Source organism: Hyphobacterium sp. (assembly GCF_043584775.1).
Lineage (GTDB): Bacteria > Pseudomonadota > Alphaproteobacteria > Caulobacterales > Maricaulaceae > Hyphobacterium.
In genome coordinates this window covers 2,359,471-2,380,186 of sequence record NZ_CP121327.1, presented here as the reverse complement: position 1 = coordinate 2,380,186, position 20,716 = coordinate 2,359,471, and the positions used below count along the sequence as shown (strand labels likewise).

The following is a 20,716-nucleotide window of genomic DNA, read 5'->3' as shown; positions in this document are numbered from 1 at the left end:
CCTGCATGAGCCAGCCCCCTCGCGCCGATCTTGTGCCCAATAGTTGGGATTTTGAAACCTCGGCCCAGATCAAGCCGACCGGCTTTCGGGAGTATGACGCGCGCTGGTGGTTCGGCCATCCGGGCTCTGACAAGCCGCCCCAGATCAATCTCTATGGCATACAGGCGCTTGGGCTGGGCCTCGGCACGCTGATCCACGAGCTCGGCGTTGAGCCGAAAATCGTCACCGGACATGATTTCCGCGGCTATTCGCTCGGCGTGAAGCAGGCGCTGACGGTTGGCCTGATGTCCGCGGGTATCGAGGTCCATGACATAGGATTGGCGCTGTCGCCGACCGCTTATTTCGCCCAGTTTGATCTCGATATCGACTGCGTGGCCATGGTGACGGCCAGCCATAATTCCAATGGCTGGACAGGCGTGAAAATGGGCGTTGAAAAAGCGCTCACCTTTGGTCCGGATGAAATGGGCCGGCTCAAGGACATCGTTCTAAAGGGCGAGGGCAAGACCCGCGCCGGCGGCGGATATGTCCGCGAAGACGGTGTCGCTGAACGCTATCTCGCGGATCTGTCGAAGGATGTGAATATCACCCGGCCACTGAAAGTCGTGGCGGCCTGCGGCAATGGCACGGCCGGGGCTTTTGCGCCGAAGGCGCTGGCCGCGATGGGCGTTGAGGTCATTCCGCTGGATTGCGAGCTGGACCATACCTTCCCGCGCTACAATCCCAATCCCGAAGACATGAAGATGCTTCATGCCGTGCGCGATGCCGTGCTCGAACACAAGGCGGATGTGGGCCTCGCCTTTGATGGAGATGGCGACCGCTGCGGCGTGGTCGACAATGAAGGCGAGGAGATATTCGCGGACAAGGTGGGCCTGATGCTCGCCCGGGACTTATCGGCGCGTCACGAGGCCGCGAAATTCGTGGTGGATGTGAAATCCACCGGTCTGTTCCTGACCGATCCGGTCCTGAAGGCCAATGGCGCGACAACGGAATACTGGAAAACCGGCCATTCCTACATCAAGCGCTATTCGAAACAGACCGGCGCCCTCGTCGGCTTTGAAAAATCCGGTCACTTCTTCTTCCAGCCGCCCCTGGGGCGCGGCTATGATGACGGCATTGTCGCTGGCCGTGCCGTGCTCGACATGCTGAATCGCAATCCGCGTCAGACCATGGCCGATATGCGCCGCGCTTTACCGGTCAGCTTTTCGTCGCCGACCATGTCGCCAGCCTGCACGGACGAGGAGAAATACGGCATCGTCGATCAGATCGCGGAATCCTACAAAGCCCGAACCGAGATTCTCGGCCGGAAAGTGCGGGATGTTCTGACGGTCAATGGTGTGCGCTTCACGCTGGAAGACGGCGCCTGGGGACTGGTCCGCGCTTCATCCAATACGCCCAATCTCGTGATTGTGGTGGAAAGCCCGAATTCTGCCGAAGACATGAAGGCCATCTTCCGGGACATTCAGACCGAACTCGCCAAACATCCCGAAGTCGGCGCGTTCGATCAGGAAGTCTAAACTCGGACATTTCATCGGCCAACGGCCGCTGTATACGCGCAGGCACCCCGCCAGAAGCGAACCTATGCCCATGCCCGGTCAGCCAATCCCTGATTTACAGGGACTCTACAGGGAAAATCGCGCAATTTTTGCGACAAATTCTAGCGCAATACGCCGTTAAGCTACCGATTTCTAACAATAATAGGCGGGCGTTTGCGCGATCGCTGCGGCCAATATCAGGGAAATAACAGGGAAATCTGCAAATTTGCAGAAATATCCAATCGCCTCCAAGCTTTGACCGAAAGATAAAAGCATAATAAAAACAATAAAAAAAGATTCAACTATATTGAAAAGCTAGTGCCGACAAAGTTTCAAAATCTGCATACATCCAATCATGAGGGTGCCAAAACAGCGATTTCCGCTAAACAACGCGGCGCCTCCGAAAAGCTTCAATACCACCCCGCATGGGGACAACTCCCTTAAAAAGCCTCGAAACAGCAAAAAGGGCTACACACAGCTGATTGAACCTAGCTTCTTATGCAAAACGGCAAAATGGATAACGGTTGGCCACTTATGCAATCGCAAAAAAGCGCGCCGATACACAGGATAAAACCCAGCATGGAGCCATCGCGACTACGCCGGTTGTCCAACGCGAAAAGGGATAACGAGAGGGTTAAGCGGCGATAGCGCTTGTTTTTGGCATACATTTGTCGCCGGTATCGGGTACATTTGTCGCCGCTTACGAGATTGTCCGTTGCAAAATATGCGGTCGTTTTCTGTTTTTCCAGGTCAAGTCGCGCCCTGCGATCCGATCGTCACGACCCATCCGCATCAAGCCCGCTCCCAAGACCCTGAAAATAGCGCAAAGGTTAGGATAAGCCAACGAGCGGCCAAGACCGAATCTGTCAGCGTGGGCGGGCTCTAATCCGTATTTAAACGCTCATACACCTCATCGCCGATAGCCAAGGATGCAGTAAGCCCGGGGCTCTCGATGCCGGTTAAACACATGAGCCCCGGCACGCTATGATATTCAGGCCCAAAAATGCCAAAATCGGCAAACCCCTGACCGGCGCCTGCAAGCTTAGGCCGCACACCTGAATGATCGGGATGAAGTTTTTCACGATCGATATCCGGCCAATACTGCACGATAGCTTCGACAAAGGAATCGCGGCGCAAAGCCTCCACACCATAATCAATATTCTCGCTACATGTATCCGGCAACCATTCTACATCCGGTCCAAATTTAACGCGGCCCGCCCCATCTAATGTCGCATGGATGCCCAACCCTCCCTCAACGGGCACCGGATAGATATGACGTTTAAACGGAGAGGCACCAGCATAGGAAAAATAGCTTCCCTTAGCCCATACCTGTTCCGCGATCGGTTTTGCGAGATCAATCGCCGAGGCCGCCAAAAGCCGGTCAAAACCAAGCCCCGCGGCAAGCACCAACGTCTTACATTCAATAACGCCGCCCTGAGACTTACAGAGGACGTCAAATCCAGACGGTGTTTGTTCCACCCGTTCGACCGGAGAGTTGCAAAACACCAAACCGCCAGACGTCCCGATATCCGCATCAAAGGCGTCAATCAGCGCGTGGACATCCACCCACCCTGTATCCGGTGAAGATAACGCCATCAGCGCCTTAACGTTCGGCTCGTGGCGCTCAAGCCAGCTTGAGGCAACAAGCTCAAGGCCCTCACACCCGGATAAATGCGCATTCTCTTTAAGCGCAATCAAAGCATCAGCCTGGACCGCATTTTGCGCCAGAACAAGCTTGCCATGGCGGGTAAACGGGACCGATCGCTCGCGAAGAAACCCGTAAAGCGCTCGGCGACCCTTAACGCAAAGCCGGGCTTTTAAGGATTGGGGCGGATAATAAAGCCCGGCATGGATAACCCCGCTATTGCGCGACGTTGTGCCGGCCCCAAGGCGAGGCGCCTGTTCAAGAACAATCACCTCGCGGCCTTGTAGAGCCAGAGCGCGGGCGCAAGCTAAACCGACAACGCCTCCGCCGATTATGATAGCATCAACCCGCAATCGGTAGTTGTTTTCCGTAGCCATGAAATTGTCCGAAAATATGCGCGAAACTGGTGTTAAGGCAAAACCAAAATGTCCCTAACAAGCACTTGTCGCTATCCTAGTTTCATACATAATCAATCACCTTAGCATAGCAGGAGGCGGCCAATCGATCATCGTCACCATGCAAAACGGATTCTAAAACCTCGCTTCAGTCAACCAACACCGAATTCATTTTTTCACGTTCTTTGATGTGACCTGCGCCGCTTGGCTCCCTCGTTTATTTCGAGAGTCTGATCCTTTCATAGTCCATGGTTTGAAGGTTGGCGAGCGTGCCGGGAGCGGTGCCTTCGGTTAGCTCGAGCGACCGGCACGCTGCGGGCGTGAGCCCGTCCAGGGATGAGTGGGGCCGGTTGTGATTGTAGTCATGTCGCCAATGCGCCAGCACCTTTCTCGCGTGGGCTAAGCTGTCGAACACTTCTTCGTTCAGGCATTCGTCGCGAAGCTTGCCGTTGAAGCTTTCCACGAAGCCGTTCTGCTGGGGCTTGCCCGGCGCGATGTAATGCCATGCGATGCCGGTCTGGTTTTGCCATTCCAGAACGGCGCGGCTGGTCAGCTCTGTGCCGTTGTCGGACACGATAGTCTCAGGCTTGCCATAGAGCCGGATGCAGCGATCAAGCTCTCGAACTACGCGGGCACCTGACAGCGAAGTATCTGCCACCAGCGCCAGACATTCCCGGGTATAATCGTCGATCACATTGAGCATGCGGAAGCGCCGGGCTGGGCCGAAGACGTCGGATACGAAGTCGAGGCTCCACCGCTTTGTGGGGCCATCAGGCACTGGCATCGGTTCGCGCGTTCCTGTGGCCCGCTTGCGGCCGCGCCTGCGCTTCACCGCCAGCCCTTCTTCCTTGTAGAGCCGCCTCAGCTTCTTGTGGTTCATGGTAATGCCTTCTCGTTCCAGCATCAGACCGATCCGCCGATAGCCGAACCGGCGGCGTGTGGCCGCGATCTCACGCATACGAGCACGCACGTCCGGATTATCCGGCTCGGCTTCCCGCCGCACCGTCTTCGGATCGACGCTGACCAGACGACAGGCCCGGCGTTGCGAGATGGCATAAGTCTCCATCACCTTACACGCCGCGTCCCGCCTCATCCGGGGCGTCGTCAGGGCTTTCCCAGAAAGTCTTTCAGGATCGAGTTGTCGAGCAGGCTGTCGGCCAACAACTTCTTGAGTCGCGCATTCTCCGTCTCAAGCACCTTCAACCGGCGGGCGTCCGAGACGTCCATACCGCCGAACTTGGCCTTCCACTTATAAAACGTCGCCGAACTCACCCCGTGACGCCGGCAGACTTCCGCCGTCGACATGCCGCGTTCCTGTTCAGCAAGGATCGCGATGATCTGCTCTTCCGTGAATTTGCTCTTACGCATCGTCTGTCTCCGTATCGACAGACTCTCAATTCAAATGCGGGACCAAACGGGGCTCAGGTCAAACGCCGTGAAGCTGAAAAACAGATTTGGCCAGATCAATGCCGATTGTTGTAAGAGTTATCATGGACGGTTCCTTCCGTTGCTGCTGTCTAACAGCTCCAGCATGGCATATTGCGATGCCGTAGGTCGGGGCCGTCCTCCCCATCAGACAAGAATTTGCACAGGACAATAAATTGACACAATCAAGAACGACGATTCTGGAATCAAACAGACCGTGGGTGGGCTAAAATATTTGCCGAGGAGGCATATTATGTCCGATCTTCAGATACTTATAGTGCATGCCTGTGCATCCATGCGCCAGGCTATACGGCTGGCATTGCTAGAAGACGATGGTTTGAGTTTTTGCGAAGCTGAGAACATTGAAACAGCACAGCTTATGTGTGGGATCCAGGATTTTGACGTTGTCATATCTGGTCGGCATTTTGACAAACAAAACTGGTCCCATCTTTATAATTATCTACGCCCCGCCAATGCTCATAAACCACATGAACGCTTTATTCTGATTGGCAATTTAGGTCCGATCGATAGACTAAGGGCAATTTTCAACGGGATCGACAAGATCGAGCCAAAATCCCTTTTTGTTTCACAAGCCGCAAACAGGCTGATTGCTGCTGTAGAAGGACGGAGTGCCGCATAAGCGCAGTTTTACATCTGCGTTTTTCTACATCCGGTGACCCAGCCCCCTGATCCGGGCTGATCGTTAGTAGAGTCTGTTCGCCTTTCTTTCTGGTTTTGGTTCAAGGTTCAAGGCCCGGTGAGCGGAGCCCATGCGTAGCTCAGGCGAACCGGGCCGGTGTTTGCGGGTTTGCTGGGCGTAGATGACCGGGGCCAGCCCTCCCAGCGAGGTGTGGGGCCGGCAGGTATTGTAGTCGATCCGCCAAGCCTCGATCAGGGTTCGCGCTTCGGAGAGTGACGAGAACAGGTGCTCGTTCAGGCACTCGTCCCGCAGGCGGCCATTGAAGCTCTCCACGAAGCCATTCTGCTGGGGCTTTCCCGGGGCGATGTAATGCCATTCGACACCGCGCTCTTTCTGCCAGCGTAGGATGGCGTGGCTTGTCAGCTCCGTGCCATTGTCCGAGACGATCATGGCCGGCTTGCCGCGCCGGGCGATGATCCGGTCCAGTTCCCGGCCCACGCGCACGCCCGAGAGCGAGGTGTCGACCGTGATCGCCAGTGCTTCACGGGTGAAGTCGTCCACCACGCACAGGGTGCGGAAGCGACGCCCGTCGGTAAGCGCATCCGCCACGAAGTCCAGGCTCCAGCGCTGGTTGGCGCCGCTCGGCAGCAGCATGGGACGGCGCGTTCCCGTGGCCCGCTTGCGGCCCCGGCGTCGGCGTACCGCCAGACCTTCCTCGCGGTAGATACGGTAAAGCTTCTTGTGGTTCGCATTCAGCCCCTCCCGGGCCAGAAGAATGCCCAGACGGCGATAGCCGAAGCGGCGACGTTCGCCAGCCAGGTCGCGCAACCGCTCACGTAGACGCTCATCGCCCGCATCGCGCTTGCGATACTGGAAGGTCGAGCGGTCCAGCCGGACCAACCGGCACGCCCGACGCTCGCTCAGCCCGTGCGCCTCCACCAGGTGACGCGCGACCCGCCGCTTCACATCGGGCGTTAGAAGTTTTTTGAGGCGAGATCCTTCAGCGCCGCATTGTCCAGCATCTGCTCGGCCAGTAACCGCTTCAGCTTGGCATTCTCTGCTTCCAGCGTCCGTAGACGCTGAGCATCCGACACCGTCATGCCGCCGAACTTGGCCTTGTACTTGTAAAAGGTCGCGTCCGAGATGCCGTACTTGCGGCATAGCTCCTTCGTCGTGACACCCGCTTCGTGCTCGCGGAGCATCCCGATAATCTGTTCTTCCGAATAACGGCTCTTGCGCATCGTCCATCCTCTTCTCGATGGACTCTACCATCCCGTGGCCGGAATTCAGGGGGCTGGGTCAGGTGCATTGTGTGTAACTCCTTAACTGAACATCAGCCATTGGAGTGCTCGACGGGCGATGGAAGTCCAGTCGCTAAATCGAGACGCGCGATCATCTAAGGATGCTGTCTCATCATGGAGACAGAGGCTATCGGCAAACAGAACAAATCATCCCAAAAAATTTGGGTAGACGATTTTAGCGCGCTAATTGCTCACTCAATTTTGAAAGAATCGCGGCGGCGGATGTCACATCAACTGCATATTCTGCGGACATCGCGACTTTCCGATCGTCCAATCCATAGTCGCTTGCAGGGTCGCCGAGAATGACGTCTGCATCTCTTAGAATGTGTTTCGCGCCAACTTGCGATTCTCCGGATTCGGATTTTGTTTGACCGCTTATTGTTGCGGATTGAAAATCAGCAATAAATACAATGCCTTTGTGCAGCATAATATTTTCGACCATCCCATTATGCCATGGAGCAATAACCCAAACCGCACACGGTTTTTTTTGTGCGAGCGCTGCCCAGACTAAAAAAGAGCTAATTGTCTCAACAAGTTGATCGCGCAGACGCCTCCCATACCGGCTCGCGATAAACACCGACGCGGCAACTAAAGACCAAAACAACACCGTCATGGCCGTTGGCAAAAACCGCGTGAAATATCCAAAAATGATAGCCGCAATGATAAGTTGGCTGCCAAAAATCAGGATTGCCAAAGCGCGGTTCCGCAAAACAACGACGTTATCGGGAACATCTTTAACGCGCGACCTCTCGGCGATTAAAGAGGCAAAAAACCCTTCAGCCCGCAGTGCTTCTTCTATCCGAGACAATTGTGCATCGGCAGGATCAAAAAGGGGCGAAAAGATATAGACGAGGTTCATCGTAAAGAGTCGGCTCCTGGGGCGAGATCAAATATGAAGGGCTGTCAGAGAAGGGCGATAAAGAATAACGATTGCGGCATTTCCAGAAGAGCGGAGATCATGCGAGAATCGGACAAGGAGGAGGCGCACACTACCCATCAACCGTCTCGCGATAACGTTCCGCAACGTCTTTTGCTCCGCCGAATGCCTTAACGTGGCCCGCATCAAGCCAGAGAACACGGTCCGCCATCCGCTCAACAAGATCAAGATCGTGGCTTGCAAGAATCAAAGCGCCCGCAGCATCAACGAGCCCTTGCATGCGAGAGCGCGCTTTTTTTTGAAAGGCGCGGTCACCGGCTCCGATCCATTCATCGACGATGAGAATATCGGGATTAAAGGCGGTAGCGATAGAAAAATTAAGGCGCATTGCCATGCCAGAAGAATACGTCCGAACCGGCATTTTTATAAAATCGCCCAACTCCGCGAAAGTCGCAATATCGCTGATACGTCTTTTCGCCTCCCGCTTGGACAGACCTGCGATCATGCCTCTTAGCAATATATTGCGCTCACCTGTTGCCTCAATTCGCATCCCATGGGCGATATCGATAAGCGAAGATACCTGACCTTCAATACTTATGGTTCCTTTAGTTGCCGGCAAAAGCCCGGCAATAACTTTTAAAAGCGTCGACTTACCAGACCCATTACGGCCGATAATGCCCAGGCGCTGGCCTTCTTGCAGATCAAAATTAATGTTTGAAAGCGCTTCTACCCATCGATGCGACCGGTTGCGCTGCGCAAAAACGCCCGCACCTTCAGGGCTTGTTGTTCCCGGCGTTTTTTCATAAACGCGAAAACGCACGCTAAGATCTTTAACGTTGACCGAGCTCATCGCATCAATACCAGAACGCCATACGGTTGCGGAAAATCGCAAAAGTGAAGAAAGAAACGATGCCCAAACCAACGGTTATACCCGCTGAGACCACCCAGCTCGTCAACGGAATGATATTGTCGACAAGCGGAGCGCGAACAATATCAATCAAATATGTAAAAGGGTTCCATACAAGGAAGCCTGCGATTGGCCCCACCTGATCAACGGTCCAGACCAAAGGCGTTAAAAAGAACAAAACGCGCATTGCGGTTTGCACTACCTGCACGACATCGCGGTATCGAAGGCAAATCACGCCGAGCAGCATATGCAAAAAAAGACCGTTTAGAACCAACAATAAAAGAGCAGGCGCCACAGACAGCGCCGCCCATCCCGGAACATGTCCGGTCACCACCAACACAACGCCCGCAACAACAGCGCTATACGCAAAGATAATCAAATCCCGGCTAATACTTTCAAAGAAATAGGTCGAATAGGGCAGCTGTACCCCTTTCACCCAGGTTTCTGAATTTATCAGGGAGGTAGAGCCGTCCACAACAAATGAGCTGATAATCTGCCAGATTAAAAACCCTACCGTAACGTAAGCTGCAAACCAGGCCATGGGGGCAGGGTTTAAAGCGCCGAAAATGAAAATTTTAGCCAGAATAAAGACAAGATAGGAAAGCGTCAGCCAGGCAAGGCCGAAAACGGTTCGGCGATATCTCTGACGAAGATCGTCCTGCGCGAGTGACGTCCAAAGCTCATATCTCATAAAGCCGCGCACCACATCGATGCCAGCCGCTTTTAATAGCTCGACTAATCCTGAGCTGTTTGAAGAGCGGGTGAATGGCAGCATTATGTTCATTACAATAAACTTGATCCTTGCGCGGCAAATGCCACTGAGAGCGAATAAGGGCCCAAATTGCCGGTTATTCCAACCGGCACTGTTATAGTTTCTATAGCGTGTGTTTGTTCATTATGGCGATCGGGGCAAGGCACACTCGCAGATTTCTCAGCGCCAAAAAGAAAAACGCGAGGAATGCGGACATTCCTCGCGGGGGTCACTTTAGTAAAATGGACCTTTAGTTTTCACCCCTCAAGTCTCCAATAAGAGGCCTGAAGACCGCTACCTTCAAATTGGATGCAATAATTGTCAACGCGTTTTGCTCGCCGAGCTCAAACACTTGAGGCAGCATTTTCATCCAAAAGGCGGCGCAGCGTTGCATGCGAAGCTTCGCCTTCCAGTTGATGATCGAGCGCATATCGCAAGAAAGCACGCAAATAGCCCTGTTTGCTCCCACAATCAAAACTCTCGCCCTGATACTCAAGCGCAAAAAAGTCTTGGGTTTCCATAAGTGTTGCCATCGCATCGGTGAGCTGAATTTCTCCACCTGACCCGCGAGCCTGGTTGCTAAGGAGATTGAATATCTCCGGCTGGAGTATATACCGTCCGGTGATCGAAAGGTTTGACGGCGCATCATCGATGCTCGGTTTTTCGACCATTCCAGCCATTTCGATAATGGCGCCGTCGCGCGATTTGGGCTCAATGATTCCATACATATTGACTTGATCATGCGGTACCGGCTCAACGGCGATGATATTGCCACCGCGATCATTATAGGCCGCAATCATCTGGGTAAGACAGCTGGGTTTCGCTTTGACCAGAACATCAGGAAGAAGCACCGCAAACGGTTCATCGCCGATCACGTCGCGCGCACACCATACAGCATGGCCCAATCCCAAAGGCGATTGCTGTCGCACAAAACTCATAGAGCCGGCGATAGGCCTTTCGCCTTCCAATTGGTCTAGAATATCGGATTTGTTTTTCTCGCGCAGCGAGGATTCAAGCTCGTATGCTCGGTCAAAATGATCATCAATCGAGCTTTTATTTCGGCCCGTTACAAATACGATATGTTCGATTCCAGCCTCAAAGGCCTCATTAACGACATATTGAATCGCTGGCCGGTCAAAAACGGGCAGCATTTCTTTCGGAACCGATTTGGTTGCCGGCAGGACGCGCGTTCCAAGCCCTGCGACGGGCAGCACTGCTTTCCGAACAGTTTTCATGAAAATTTCACTTCATACTTGGGTTGAGATCGGCGGTAACTCTTATTAGAGACGCCTAACTGTAAACGATCAAGTCCGACGACAAAGGAGTGCCTGCATGAGCCAGCCCCCTCGCGCCGATCTTGTGCCCAATAGTTGGGATTTTGAAACCTCGGCCCAGATCAAGCCGACCGGTTTCCGGGAATATGATGCGCGCTGGTGGTTTGGTCACCCGGCTTCTGACAAGACGCCGGAGATCAATCTTTACGGCATTCAGGCGCTGGGGCTGGGCCTCGGCACGCTGATCCACGAGCTCGGCGTTGAGCCGAAAATCGTCACCGGACATGATTTCCGCGGCTATTCGCTCGGCGTGAAGCAGGCGCTGACGGTTGGCCTGATGTCCGCGGGTATCGAGGTCCATGACATAGGATTGGCGCTGTCGCCGACCGCTTATTTCGCCCAGTTTGATCTCGATATCGACTGCGTGGCCATGGTGACGGCCAGCCATAATTCCAATGGCTGGACAGGCGTGAAAATGGGCGTTGAAAAAGCGCTCACCTTTGGTCCGGATGAAATGGGCCGGCTCAAGGACATCGTTCTAAAGGGCGAGGGCAAGACCCGCGCCGGCGGCGGATATGTCCGCGAAGACGGTGTCGCTGAACGCTATCTCGCGGATCTGTCGAAGGATGTGAATATCACCCGGCCACTGAAAGTCGTGGCGGCCTGCGGCAATGGCACGGCCGGGGCTTTTGCGCCGAAGGCGCTGGCCGCGATGGGCGTTGAGGTCATTCCGCTGGATTGCGAGCTGGACCATACCTTCCCGCGCTACAATCCCAATCCCGAAGACATGAAGATGCTTCATGCCGTGCGCGATGCCGTGCTCGAACACAAGGCGGATGTGGGCCTCGCCTTTGATGGAGATGGCGACCGCTGCGGCGTGGTCGACAATGAAGGCGAGGAGATATTCGCGGACAAGGTGGGCCTGATGCTCGCCCGGGACTTATCGGCGCGTCACGAGGCCGCGAAATTCGTGGTGGATGTGAAATCCACCGGTCTGTTCCTGACCGATCCGGTCCTGAAGGCCAATGGCGCGACAACGGAATACTGGAAAACCGGCCATTCCTACATCAAGCGCTATTCGAAACAGACCGGCGCCCTCGTCGGCTTTGAAAAATCCGGTCACTTCTTCTTCCAGCCGCCCCTGGGGCGCGGCTATGATGACGGCATTGTCGCTGGCCGTGCCGTGCTCGACATGCTGAATCGCAATCCGCGTCAGACCATGGCCGATATGCGCCGCGCTTTACCGGTCAGCTTTTCGTCGCCGACCATGTCGCCAGCCTGCACGGACGAGGAGAAATACGGCATCGTCGATCAGATCGCGGAATCCTACAAAGCCCGAACCGAGATTCTCGGCCGGAAAGTGCGGGATGTTCTGACGGTCAATGGTGTGCGCTTCACGCTGGAAGACGGCGCCTGGGGACTGGTCCGCGCTTCATCCAATACGCCCAATCTCGTGATTGTGGTGGAAAGCCCGAATTCTGCCGAAGACATGAAGGCCATCTTCCGGGACATTCAGACCGAACTCGCCAAACATCCCGAAGTCGGCGCGTTCGATCAGGAAGTCTAAACTCGGACATTTCATCGGCCAACGGCCGCTGTATGCGCGCAGCTATCCCGCCAGAAGCGAACCTATGCCCATGCCCGGTCAGCCAATCCCTGATTTACAGGGAATTAGACCCATAAAGCAGGCGGCCGTGGAAGCGCGCCTTTTCCATAAACTGCGCGACGCTATCGTCCGGTATTGTGGAGCGAGCAGCCAGCGTGCAAAAAAAGTTAGCCCGGATCCTTTGCTCAGAACCGGTTCAAGAACATATTTTCGATAACGGATGAAAAAATCGGGCTTCGCCATGTGTTGACGGCGTCAATTTTGCACGGATTGCATTGAGCATCTTTGGCGCGCGGGCCTATCAGGAGATCGCGCGGCCGGTGCAGCATCATCACACCCTTGGCGCCAGGTAGTCTTTACCGGAACAAAAGAGCACGGGAGGGCCGCCTCGCAGATGGCTTCGGCGTCAGCCGTACTTTTTTGGACTATCCCCGGCGAGAAAGCAGATGAACTCTCGACTCACCGGCCCGGTCATAAATTCGCCGGTAGCCGAGCAGGGCCTGCGAAAGAGCGTCGACTTGGTCGTCATTGCTGCCTTCTGGAAAGGCGCGGCATTCTTCGGTGAATTCCCTCACCCAGGCGTAGCGATTGGAGTTGGGGATATGGAGACGGCCTTCCGATACCAGCAGGCTGGCCTCGTCCCAACGCGCTTCCTTGGACATGTTGGGTGTAAATGGGTGAAGCAGGGTCGTGCATTCGGAATCGATGCGTCGCCGCGTTTGCAGGAAATGATGCACTTCCTCCAGAAGAGGCTTGCCGGAGGAGGCGCTCTCAATGATTACATCCTGCGGGCGATACTTCGAAATTATAGCAATCGTCTGAGATTTTAGGTCATTGAACTCGACCCGTTTGCGCCACCTAGCCCAAAGGTAGAGATGCCCGTCGAACACGGCAAACACCAAGATTACCGAATATGATTTGGCGTAGGTGCCACCCCCTGCAGGGTCGATACTGACGAGATACAAGTCCGGATGCTTGCGGGGGAATGACGAGTAAACCTTAAATTTGGTAACATCGATGAGCCCACCACCTGCTGGCAACGGTGCCTGCATGAATTGTGCTTGATAACCGTGCAGCCCAAGCGAATGTTTCTGTTCGTCAAGCACGTGTTGTGGCAGGCGCGCCGGATGTAAGAGCGCGCCCTGCTGCCAAGTGTGATAGCTTTCAACGCCGACTTGGACTGTTGTTTTGGTAATCGCCCTAGCGGGAAGAACAAGCTTCGTCCAGTTTCCATTTTCCGTCAGTTGGGCGTGAGGGTCCCAGATGGACAAGCGCTGCATGACGCAGATCACCGGGCCGGTGGCCAGATCGTTAAATCGCGTCATGGCGCTTGTCTTCATCCATTTCGCAACCTGATCGCAGGTCTTTTGACTGGCGGCATCCTGGGCGCTGATAGGATCATCGAAAATGATCACGTCGGCCCCCATGCCGGTCAGACCTGTCCCGGAGGAGAGGCCCGTCCTGCCGCCAAGCTTTGATGTGGTGTAGATGAGTTCGGTATTCTTCGAGGCCGTCGGCTTCAGCGTCGGAAAGACCTGTTTTATCGCCGGGTTGTCAATCAGCTTTCGAAAAAGTGACGAATGTTCAGCGGCAAGCTGTTCATTGTGGCTGATTACGAAAAATCGTTTGGACGGGTTATGACCGAGCATGAAGGCCGGCCAGGCGATCGATACGATAAAGGATTTTAAGGTGCGGGGCGGCAAATTGATGGCCAGGCGGCGGGTGTCGCCGGAGCGGACGCGGTCGAGCTGATAACACAGCGCATCAATGTGAAAATTATCAGCAAACTCGGCCTCCGGATGCACCAGCTGAAAACTGAAACGCACAAAGGACTTGAGGTCCTGCCGGGCGGCCGCATAAACAACGGCCTTGGAAGCTTTAATCGTCATCTTTACCCCCCGACGTTTTAGTGGCTGATCGAAGAAGGAGATCCTCAAGAAGGGCGATATCCGACTCGCTGGTTGGCAGGGTTTCGGCTCCGTCCCCAACCTCATCGGGCCAGTAAGTTTTGATCTGGCGAAAAAGCTCACCCAGAGCCCGGGCATCGCCGTTCAACGCCTTGCTGACGAGCTGTTTTGTAACAGCTTCCATTTTGGTAAGGCGGCGCGTCTTTCCTCCCTCTTTGACCGTCAGGTGCTCGGAGAGCTCGTTGACCAGTACCGTGGCGAAGTTTTTGCAACCCTTTGGGCGTCCCTTTGGGTTGCCCGAACGACCCGGCTTAAACTGACCCTTTTTTGGCGGTTTGCCGTAGCCAACATCATAATCGCTCATCGCCGACCTCCCTTGCATTGGGTCAAGCGAAGGGAGGGTGCCCGAAGTGCCAGCGGCGGACGTTGGGTAAGCAGGATGGGTCGCTTACCGGTCAAAGTGCTCCATCGGCTGATTGCGACATCGACGTATTGTGGCTCAAGCTCAATGAATCGGGCGCGGCGCCCGGTTCGTTCGGCCGCCAAGATAATCGATCCCGACCCACCGAACCCATCAATAACAATGTCGCCCGGCCGGGAGGCATCAAGAATGGCGTCGGCCAGGAGCTGGACAGGTTTAACCGTCGGGTGGTCAGCCAAGTCCTGATCGCGCCCCGACCTGAAAGTGTTCACGCCCGCATAGGTCCACACATTTGATCGGGTGCGGCCATACCGGCCAAGCTGAACGTTATTGGTGTGCCGAGCAGTTCCCACCTTGAAGAGTGCAAAGAGCTCATGGCGGGAGCGGTAGAAGGAGCCCATCCCGGCATTGGTCTTGTTCCAGACGATCAGGTTCAGCTGGTCGGAATAGAGCCGGTCAGCTGCCGCATAGAGTTCGCGCAGATGGCGGTGGTCCATGGCGATGTAGTGGAGGGCCCCATCGCGGGAATACTTGACCGCCAACGCTATCCCTTGTTCGAGGAAGGTGGTAAATTCAGATCGGCTCATTTCGCCCGCGGCCATGGCGAACTCGGCATGCGATTTTGAGGTCACATGCCCCTTAATGGGTACGTTATAGGGCGGATCGGTTATGCAAAGCGCGGCACGCTCGGCTCCCATGAGGCGGTCCCAGCTTGGCTGCGCCAGGCACGATCCGCAAAAAATGCGGTGTTCCTCCAAGGCCCACAGGTCGCCGGGCCGGGTGATCGGGTGGTCGGGCGGTTCAGGTATCATGTCATCGGCGTCGTGTTCTTGCTGTGACGCGCCTGGACCGTTTGCCATCAATAGATCCACTTCGGGTACATCAAACCCGGTGGTTTCGATCTCGAGGTCGCCGGCGAACTCCAGGAGTTCGCATAGCTCAAGCTCAAGAAGCTCACGGTCCCAACCGCCGCGCTCCGGGAACCGGTTGGCCGCGATCACGAAGGCGCGTTTTTCGATCAGTTTGAGATGCGTGACGCGAACCGCTTGGATCGTGCCGTGTCCGAGCTTGGCGCAGATGCTTGCCCTCAAATGCCCAGACAGGATCTGGTTACTCTCATCAATTATAATTGGATCAACCAAACCAAGCCGCTCGATCGAGCGGGTCAGGCTTTGTCGCTTCGCCCGGTCATGCTTTCGGGCGTGTTGAGGAAAGGGTTGAAGCGCTTCGATCGAAACGGACTCAAGGCTTGAGCCCAAACTCGCAGTAGTCATCGCACAATACTCCCATCGCTCCGCACTAGGCGGAGGTGTTTGACGCGTTAATTTCGCGTCCGCTGATGGGGTTTTCATGCTGCTCTAATGAGCTAGGTCCATCCTTGGACCCATGGCGGACAATGTAGCGGCGGCTGGCGAACTGGAGTTCCGCGCCTGAGCGACATCCTTGTCGCTCCAAGGCACCTGATCCAGGCGGCACAGCGGTGCGCATGAGAGACAATATGCGCGATTCGGCCCACAGTGATCAAGGCTCACGAAGAGGAATGATTTGCGAGCCATCGAATCTTACTTTGACAGCTCTTGATTGAGCGCGAGGATGCGGGCCACATTCTCGTCATTGGACAGGACGTGCGGCCAACCGATCTAACGCTCGACCGTTAGATGTTGCAGGACGTCATCGAGTAAAAAGCAATAAGGCCTGAACGCAAGCGGAACAATGGTTTTCTGGTGGGCAGGAGCGTACCAATCTGAGGAGCCCGCCGGGTTCTGCCCCTTTGTGTTTGAGTGAGCGACAAGGATTTAGTTCGCGCCCTGCGGTCGTCCTCCGGATTCCACCCAGAGCTACTGAGCGATCTCAACGGGGTCCACACCCTGTGCTGCCCACCATTCCGGCTCCATCGGGATCGCGGTGTTCGAGGTCATGACGGCGCCGGCAGAGGGGCACGGTGAATTCATCGGACAATTTACTTTGCCATGGCGCGTGGTTGCATGAAGCGCAGGTGATGCGCATCGCAAGGCTGCCTTCCACAGACAAGGCACGGATAGCGGCGCACATGTCCCAAATGAGCCGGAGCCCGGACACGGCGCTGCTTCGGGAGCATTAATCCGTGTCCGTCGGTTGGCGCTGGAACCAAGTCCCATGCCTGTGCCAACGGCTTTGCTTAGTTGGCTGTTTCTGAGCGCTGGTAGCAGAGGCCGGCGCGGATACTCCTCCCAAAGTCTTCAGAGACGTTCGCTGCCGCGCTTGCACCGGTGTCAGTGCTGACGTTACCATCGTTCTCAAGCGCGCTTTGCGCCTCTTTCTTGCCCGGGAGGGGTGCCTTTGGCCGAGAGGCGGATCAGGCAGGGTGATTCGTAGGCCCGACAAGCGCGAAAGTGCCAAAGGGCTAGCCAAAACTTGCCAGCGCGCGAAGCGTGGCATCGAGCTCAGAGATGATCAGTCCTTGATTGTTGACCTCAAAAGGCGTGCTCGCTTTGCCCTTGCCGCACCCCTGCGCTTTGCGAAAGCTCTGACTGGATGCCAGGCTTAGAGAAACACGGACTTTCGCGACATAGGCGGTGGTGATTTTCGCCTCGCGCTCGCGTGTCGCCGCGCAAAGATTCCCGACGCGCTTGCGGCTCCATCTATCCGCGCCAAAACCCGGTTCGCTTCATCGATCGCTTGCCAGCCCTCTTGAGGCCTGGCGCCGGGATCAATTGAATTGGCCCCTGATTGGCGCAGAGACCTTTGTGTTTTCTCGTTGAAGTTCATCACCGGACACTCACCATGATATTCGCCTCACCATCAACGAGCTCTGCTCGCGGCACACTCGCCAACCTTCAAGCCATGAACTATGAAAGACTCAGACTTTCGAAATATACGAAGGAGCCAAGAGACACAGGTCAGTTGTCGGCCACCCAACCGGCAGCACAGCTCAGCCTAAAAAGACAAGTGCGCAGCTGCGAGCGGTTGAGCAATCCAAGTAGAAGAGGAGCCGACCTATGCGTCGACCAGATAAGCGCGAAGCTATCCAGAAATTTCTTTCCTTAGGATTTCCGGTTGCGACTGTGATCGATGTCGGCGTGCAATATGGCACGCCGGAACTGATCGACGCGTTCAAAGACCGCCTGCACGTCCTATGCGAGCCTGTAGAGGAATACCATCACGCCATTGAGACGGCATACGCCAAGCGTGGGGTGTCGTACGAGCTCGACAAGCGCGCGGTGTCGGATGCCGACGGTGAGGCCACTCTGGCGCTTTCATCCATTGCAGACGACGGCGCAATAACACATGCACGGCTAAATAAGTCGGCCGAAGGAGGGCAGCCGGCGCGGTCTATTGAGACCGTTTGCCTCGACACGCTTGTGAAGGTTGGCAACTATCCTCCGCCCTATTTCCTGAAGATAGATGTCGACGGTGCTGAGGAGTTGGTGGTGGCCGGTGCACGCGCCATGCTACCCGAATGCTCGGGCGTTATCATCGAGGCGCGCGTTGACACAATCTTTCCGCGCAGTGCTGGGATCGTTGAGGCAGGACTGAAAGTTTTCGATCTCGTAGATTTATGTTACTATAATAAAAGGCTGTCCCAACTTGACTTGTTCTTCTTCAATCCCCGCTATGCGGGAAAGGGATTGGAGTTGCCGATTCAGGGCACGTTTAATCCGGAGAAATGGTTTAAGCTGACATGACAGATGGTCTTGCGGTTCGAGCTGCCAGATCGCCCTATTTAGAGCCTCGAGTGCCACTCTCGCCTTGTACTCGGGCGCATGCCGCTTCCGTTTCGACATCAGTGATCTCCGCCTCTTCAAAGATCATCACACCGCACATCGTATCTTTCGTCAGTGACCGATTTGCTTAGGGCAGCATAATCCAGTATTTCGTGTCGCTCTATAGGGCGGAACATTCTTGCAAGAAATCATTATGAGACAAGCGATGAAAATCACTCCGTTAATTCTGTGTGGCGGCGGCGGCACCCGTCTTTGGCCGCTTTCCACGCAGCGCACGCCAAAGCAATTCCTCGCCTTGTCCAGCACCCGGTCTATGTTAGCCGAAACCGCCGCGCGGGTTGGTGATGCCAGGCAATTTCGACGGCCTATTGCTATTGGCTCCGCCCGCCATGCTGTTTTACTGAGCGAAACCTTGCCCGAAGCGCGCCTCGTCTTGGAGCCTATGGGGCGCAATTCCGCCCCCCCTATTGCTGCGGCTTGCTTGATGAGCGATCCAAGCGACTTGCTTCTAGTCTTGCCCGCCGATCATCATATCAAAGACGTCGCCGCCTTCTTGGCCGCGATTGAGACAGGTGCAGAGGCTGCGCAAGAAGGGCGCATCGTTACATTCGGCATTGAGCCAGAATATCCGGCGACCGGTTATGGCTATATCGAATCCGCCGGCGATGGTCCGGTGCGACGTGTCGCTCGTTTCGTGGAAAAACCCAACTGCGAAACCGCGGAGCAGTATATCGCGACCGGCCGGTTTTATTGGAATGCTGGGATTTTCCTTTTCAAGGCCTCGGTGATGTTGGATGCATTTGCAACGCATGCGAGTGACATTTTGGATGGCGTACGAGAGGCGTTAAGCGAAGACGCAGTTCTGGATCGAAGGAAATTTAGCAAGGTGCGCTCGGAGTCGATTGATTACGCAGTGTTGGAATTTGCAGCGAATATTGCGGTTGTCCCGGTTTCAATGGGATGGAGCGACCTTGGCGATTTTCGCGCGCTTCATGATGCGCGCTGCGACGATGAAACTCGAAATGTATTCACTGACGGCCACGTAGCGGTATCTGAGTCTTCAAACGTGTATGTGCGCAGTGAAGGTGTTAAGGTCGCGGTTCATGGTATGAATGATGTCGCCATTGTCGCGACTCCAGAAAGTATCTTGGTTTCTCGTTTGAGCGATGCATCTCGGATTAAACCGGTGACTAGGAGGTTGATGAAAAACGGGTATTTTGCGGCTACGGCTGAGCAGCGCGCCTGGCTTCAGAGCTGGCTTTGGACCGACGTCATGCCTCAGTGGGCTGCGCTAGCAATCTGCGCGAAGACCGGCGGTTGCATTGAAAGTCTTGACCAAAACGGTCAGCCTCTGGTCGGAGAAGTGCGCCGGGGGCGCATCGCGCCACGCCAGCTTTTCTCGTTCGCCCGTGCCAAACGGTCCGGTTGGAACCCAAACGGCGCTGCGGATGCGGTTATTGAAGGTGCTTTGTCCTTTATCAATGGGCCAGCGCGCCTTGAAGCGGGAGGCTGGGCGCACGCCTTCAATGCTGATGGATCAGTTAGGAATGCTCAACGCGATCTGTATGACCATGCTTTCTTGGCCTTAGCGGGAAGTGAACTGGCTGCGCTAGCCGATCCGCGCGGCGAGGCTTTGGCGTCGGAAGCTTTTGAAACGATTGACAAGCTCTTCGTCGATAAGCTCAACGGAGGTTGGAGCGATACGGAAATGGCTCCTGATCTAAAGCGGGCCAATCCACATATGCATCTACTTGAAGCGAGCTTGGCGCATTATGACGTCGTCCATGACGAGGCGTCACGGATTCGCATTGACAGGATATGCACCTTGTTTGAGCGCTATATGTTTGACCCAGCGACCGGCGCTGTGATTGAGGATTTCCAGGCCGACTGGTCGCGACTTGACACTAATCGCATTGAACCGGGGCATTGCTATGAGTGGGCTTTCCTCCTTGGAGAGGCTCAACGGGTAACGGGGCGGGACACGGCGAGCTGGCGGCGTCGATTAATCGATTTTTCCGAACGCCAAGGGGTTCGTTCGGGCTTCGCCTTGGATGCTATGGGGGCATCTCCCGCGAGCTTCCGGCTTTGGCCTCAGCTGGAGCGTATCCGCGCTCTTTCCTACACTCACCGGCCAGGCGCCGATATTCCAAATATACTACAAGGCGTTATTGACGCTTATCTCCAGCCGGGCCCTGCCCACGGTTGGGTGGACAAATTGGACAGAGATCTCGCGCCAGCCGTCACGAATGTTCCAGCCAGCATGGTTTATCACCTCATGACCGCGCTAGCGCCCATCGCTCCGCCCCCGCACGACTGAACGGACGCGGATCG

Annotated in this window: 15 protein-coding genes; 5 read left to right on the top strand and 10 right to left on the bottom strand. The window is 55.4% G+C overall.

The features are described 5' to 3' along the window. Positions 1-5 precede the first annotated feature (5 nt). Entirely contained in the window at positions 6-1,514 is a 1,509-nt protein-coding gene (locus P0D52_RS11925; protein ID WP_394692873.1) for a phosphomannomutase/phosphoglucomutase, read from the top strand. Between the two features lie 900 nt (positions 1,515-2,414). Here P0D52_RS11925 and P0D52_RS11920 read toward each other — a convergent pair. Both P0D52_RS11920 and P0D52_RS11915 read right to left on the bottom strand, forming a co-directional pair. Continuing rightward, positions 2,415-3,554: an NAD(P)/FAD-dependent oxidoreductase gene (locus tag P0D52_RS11920; RefSeq protein ID WP_394692872.1), complete on the bottom strand. Its 1,140-nt coding sequence runs from the start codon at positions 3,552-3,554 to the stop codon at positions 2,415-2,417. A 235-nt stretch (positions 3,555-3,789) separates the two neighbouring features. Beyond that, positions 3,790-4,940 (bottom strand): IS3 family transposase gene (locus tag P0D52_RS11915; RefSeq protein WP_394692871.1). Its coding sequence is split into 2 segments (ribosomal slippage): positions 3,790-4,691 and positions 4,691-4,940, totalling 1,152 coding nucleotides; the frame shifts between segments, so codons are not numbered across the junction. Between the two features lie 310 nt (positions 4,941-5,250). Between P0D52_RS11915 and P0D52_RS11910 the strand changes: the two genes are divergently transcribed. Further along, complete coding sequence (locus P0D52_RS11910; RefSeq protein ID WP_394692870.1) at positions 5,251-5,637, top strand: hypothetical protein; 387 nt, start codon at positions 5,251-5,253, stop codon at positions 5,635-5,637. 63 nt (positions 5,638-5,700) lie between these two features. Here P0D52_RS11910 and P0D52_RS11905 read toward each other — a convergent pair. The 5 genes from P0D52_RS11905 to galU all read right to left on the bottom strand — a co-directional run bounded on the left by P0D52_RS11905 (position 5,701) and on the right by galU (position 10,708). Further along, positions 5,701-6,878, bottom strand: a protein-coding gene (locus P0D52_RS11905; protein WP_394692869.1) for an IS3 family transposase whose coding sequence is annotated in 2 segments (ribosomal slippage) — positions 5,701-6,626 and positions 6,626-6,878 — 1,179 coding nt in all. Because the reading frame shifts where the segments join, the coding sequence is not laid out codon by codon here. A 235-nt stretch (positions 6,879-7,113) separates the two neighbouring features. Then, a complete protein-coding gene (locus tag P0D52_RS11900) occupies positions 7,114-7,797 on the bottom strand; it encodes a hypothetical protein (protein WP_394692868.1) in 684 nt (227 codons plus the stop codon). Between the two features lie 130 nt (positions 7,798-7,927). Next, entirely contained in the window at positions 7,928-8,665 is a 738-nt protein-coding gene (locus P0D52_RS11895; RefSeq protein WP_394692867.1) for an ABC transporter ATP-binding protein, read from the bottom strand. 4 nt (positions 8,666-8,669) lie between these two features. Continuing rightward, positions 8,670-9,506, bottom strand: coding sequence for an ABC transporter permease (locus P0D52_RS11890; protein ID WP_394692866.1), 837 nt, complete (start codon positions 9,504-9,506; stop codon positions 8,670-8,672). Between the two features lie 311 nt (positions 9,507-9,817). Continuing rightward, positions 9,818-10,708, bottom strand: coding sequence for a UTP--glucose-1-phosphate uridylyltransferase GalU (gene galU / locus P0D52_RS11885; protein ID WP_394692865.1), 891 nt, complete (start codon positions 10,706-10,708; stop codon positions 9,818-9,820). Between the two features lie 97 nt (positions 10,709-10,805). On the opposite strand from galU, the gene P0D52_RS11880 reads away from it, so the two are divergent. Continuing rightward, a complete protein-coding gene (locus tag P0D52_RS11880) occupies positions 10,806-12,314 on the top strand; it encodes a phosphomannomutase/phosphoglucomutase (protein ID WP_394692864.1) in 1,509 nt (502 codons plus the stop codon). A 464-nt stretch (positions 12,315-12,778) separates the two neighbouring features. Here the strand turns inward: P0D52_RS11880 and P0D52_RS11875 are convergent, their stop codons facing one another. The 3 genes from P0D52_RS11875 to P0D52_RS11865 are packed head-to-tail and all read right to left on the bottom strand — an operon-like array spanning position 12,779 to position 15,955. Beyond that, positions 12,779-14,242 carry a hypothetical protein gene (locus P0D52_RS11875; protein WP_394692863.1) on the bottom strand — a complete coding sequence of 488 codons (1,464 nt, stop codon included), beginning with the start codon at positions 14,240-14,242 and terminating at the stop codon, positions 12,779-12,781. Next, the gene (locus tag P0D52_RS11870; RefSeq protein ID WP_394692862.1) at positions 14,232-14,624 is read right to left on the bottom strand and encodes a DUF5681 domain-containing protein; all 393 of its coding nucleotides are present in this window, start codon (positions 14,622-14,624) and stop codon (positions 14,232-14,234) included. Before P0D52_RS11870 ends, P0D52_RS11875 begins: the two co-directional genes overlap by 11 nt. Next, positions 14,621-15,955 (bottom strand): DNA modification methylase, encoded by a 1,335-nt coding sequence (locus P0D52_RS11865; RefSeq protein ID WP_394692861.1) that lies wholly within the window; start codon positions 15,953-15,955, stop codon positions 14,621-14,623. The genes P0D52_RS11870 and P0D52_RS11865 overlap by 4 nt, the downstream gene beginning before the upstream one ends. A gap of 1,704 nt (positions 15,956-17,659) precedes the next feature. Here P0D52_RS11865 and P0D52_RS11860 point away from each other — a divergent pair. After that, entirely contained in the window at positions 17,660-18,346 is a 687-nt protein-coding gene (locus tag P0D52_RS11860) for an FkbM family methyltransferase (protein WP_394692860.1), read from the top strand. Between the two features lie 217 nt (positions 18,347-18,563). Then, on the top strand, positions 18,564-20,702 hold the full coding sequence (locus tag P0D52_RS11855; RefSeq protein ID WP_394692859.1) for an AGE family epimerase/isomerase: 2,139 nt from the start codon (positions 18,564-18,566) through the stop codon (positions 20,700-20,702). Positions 20,703-20,716 lie beyond the last annotated feature (14 nt).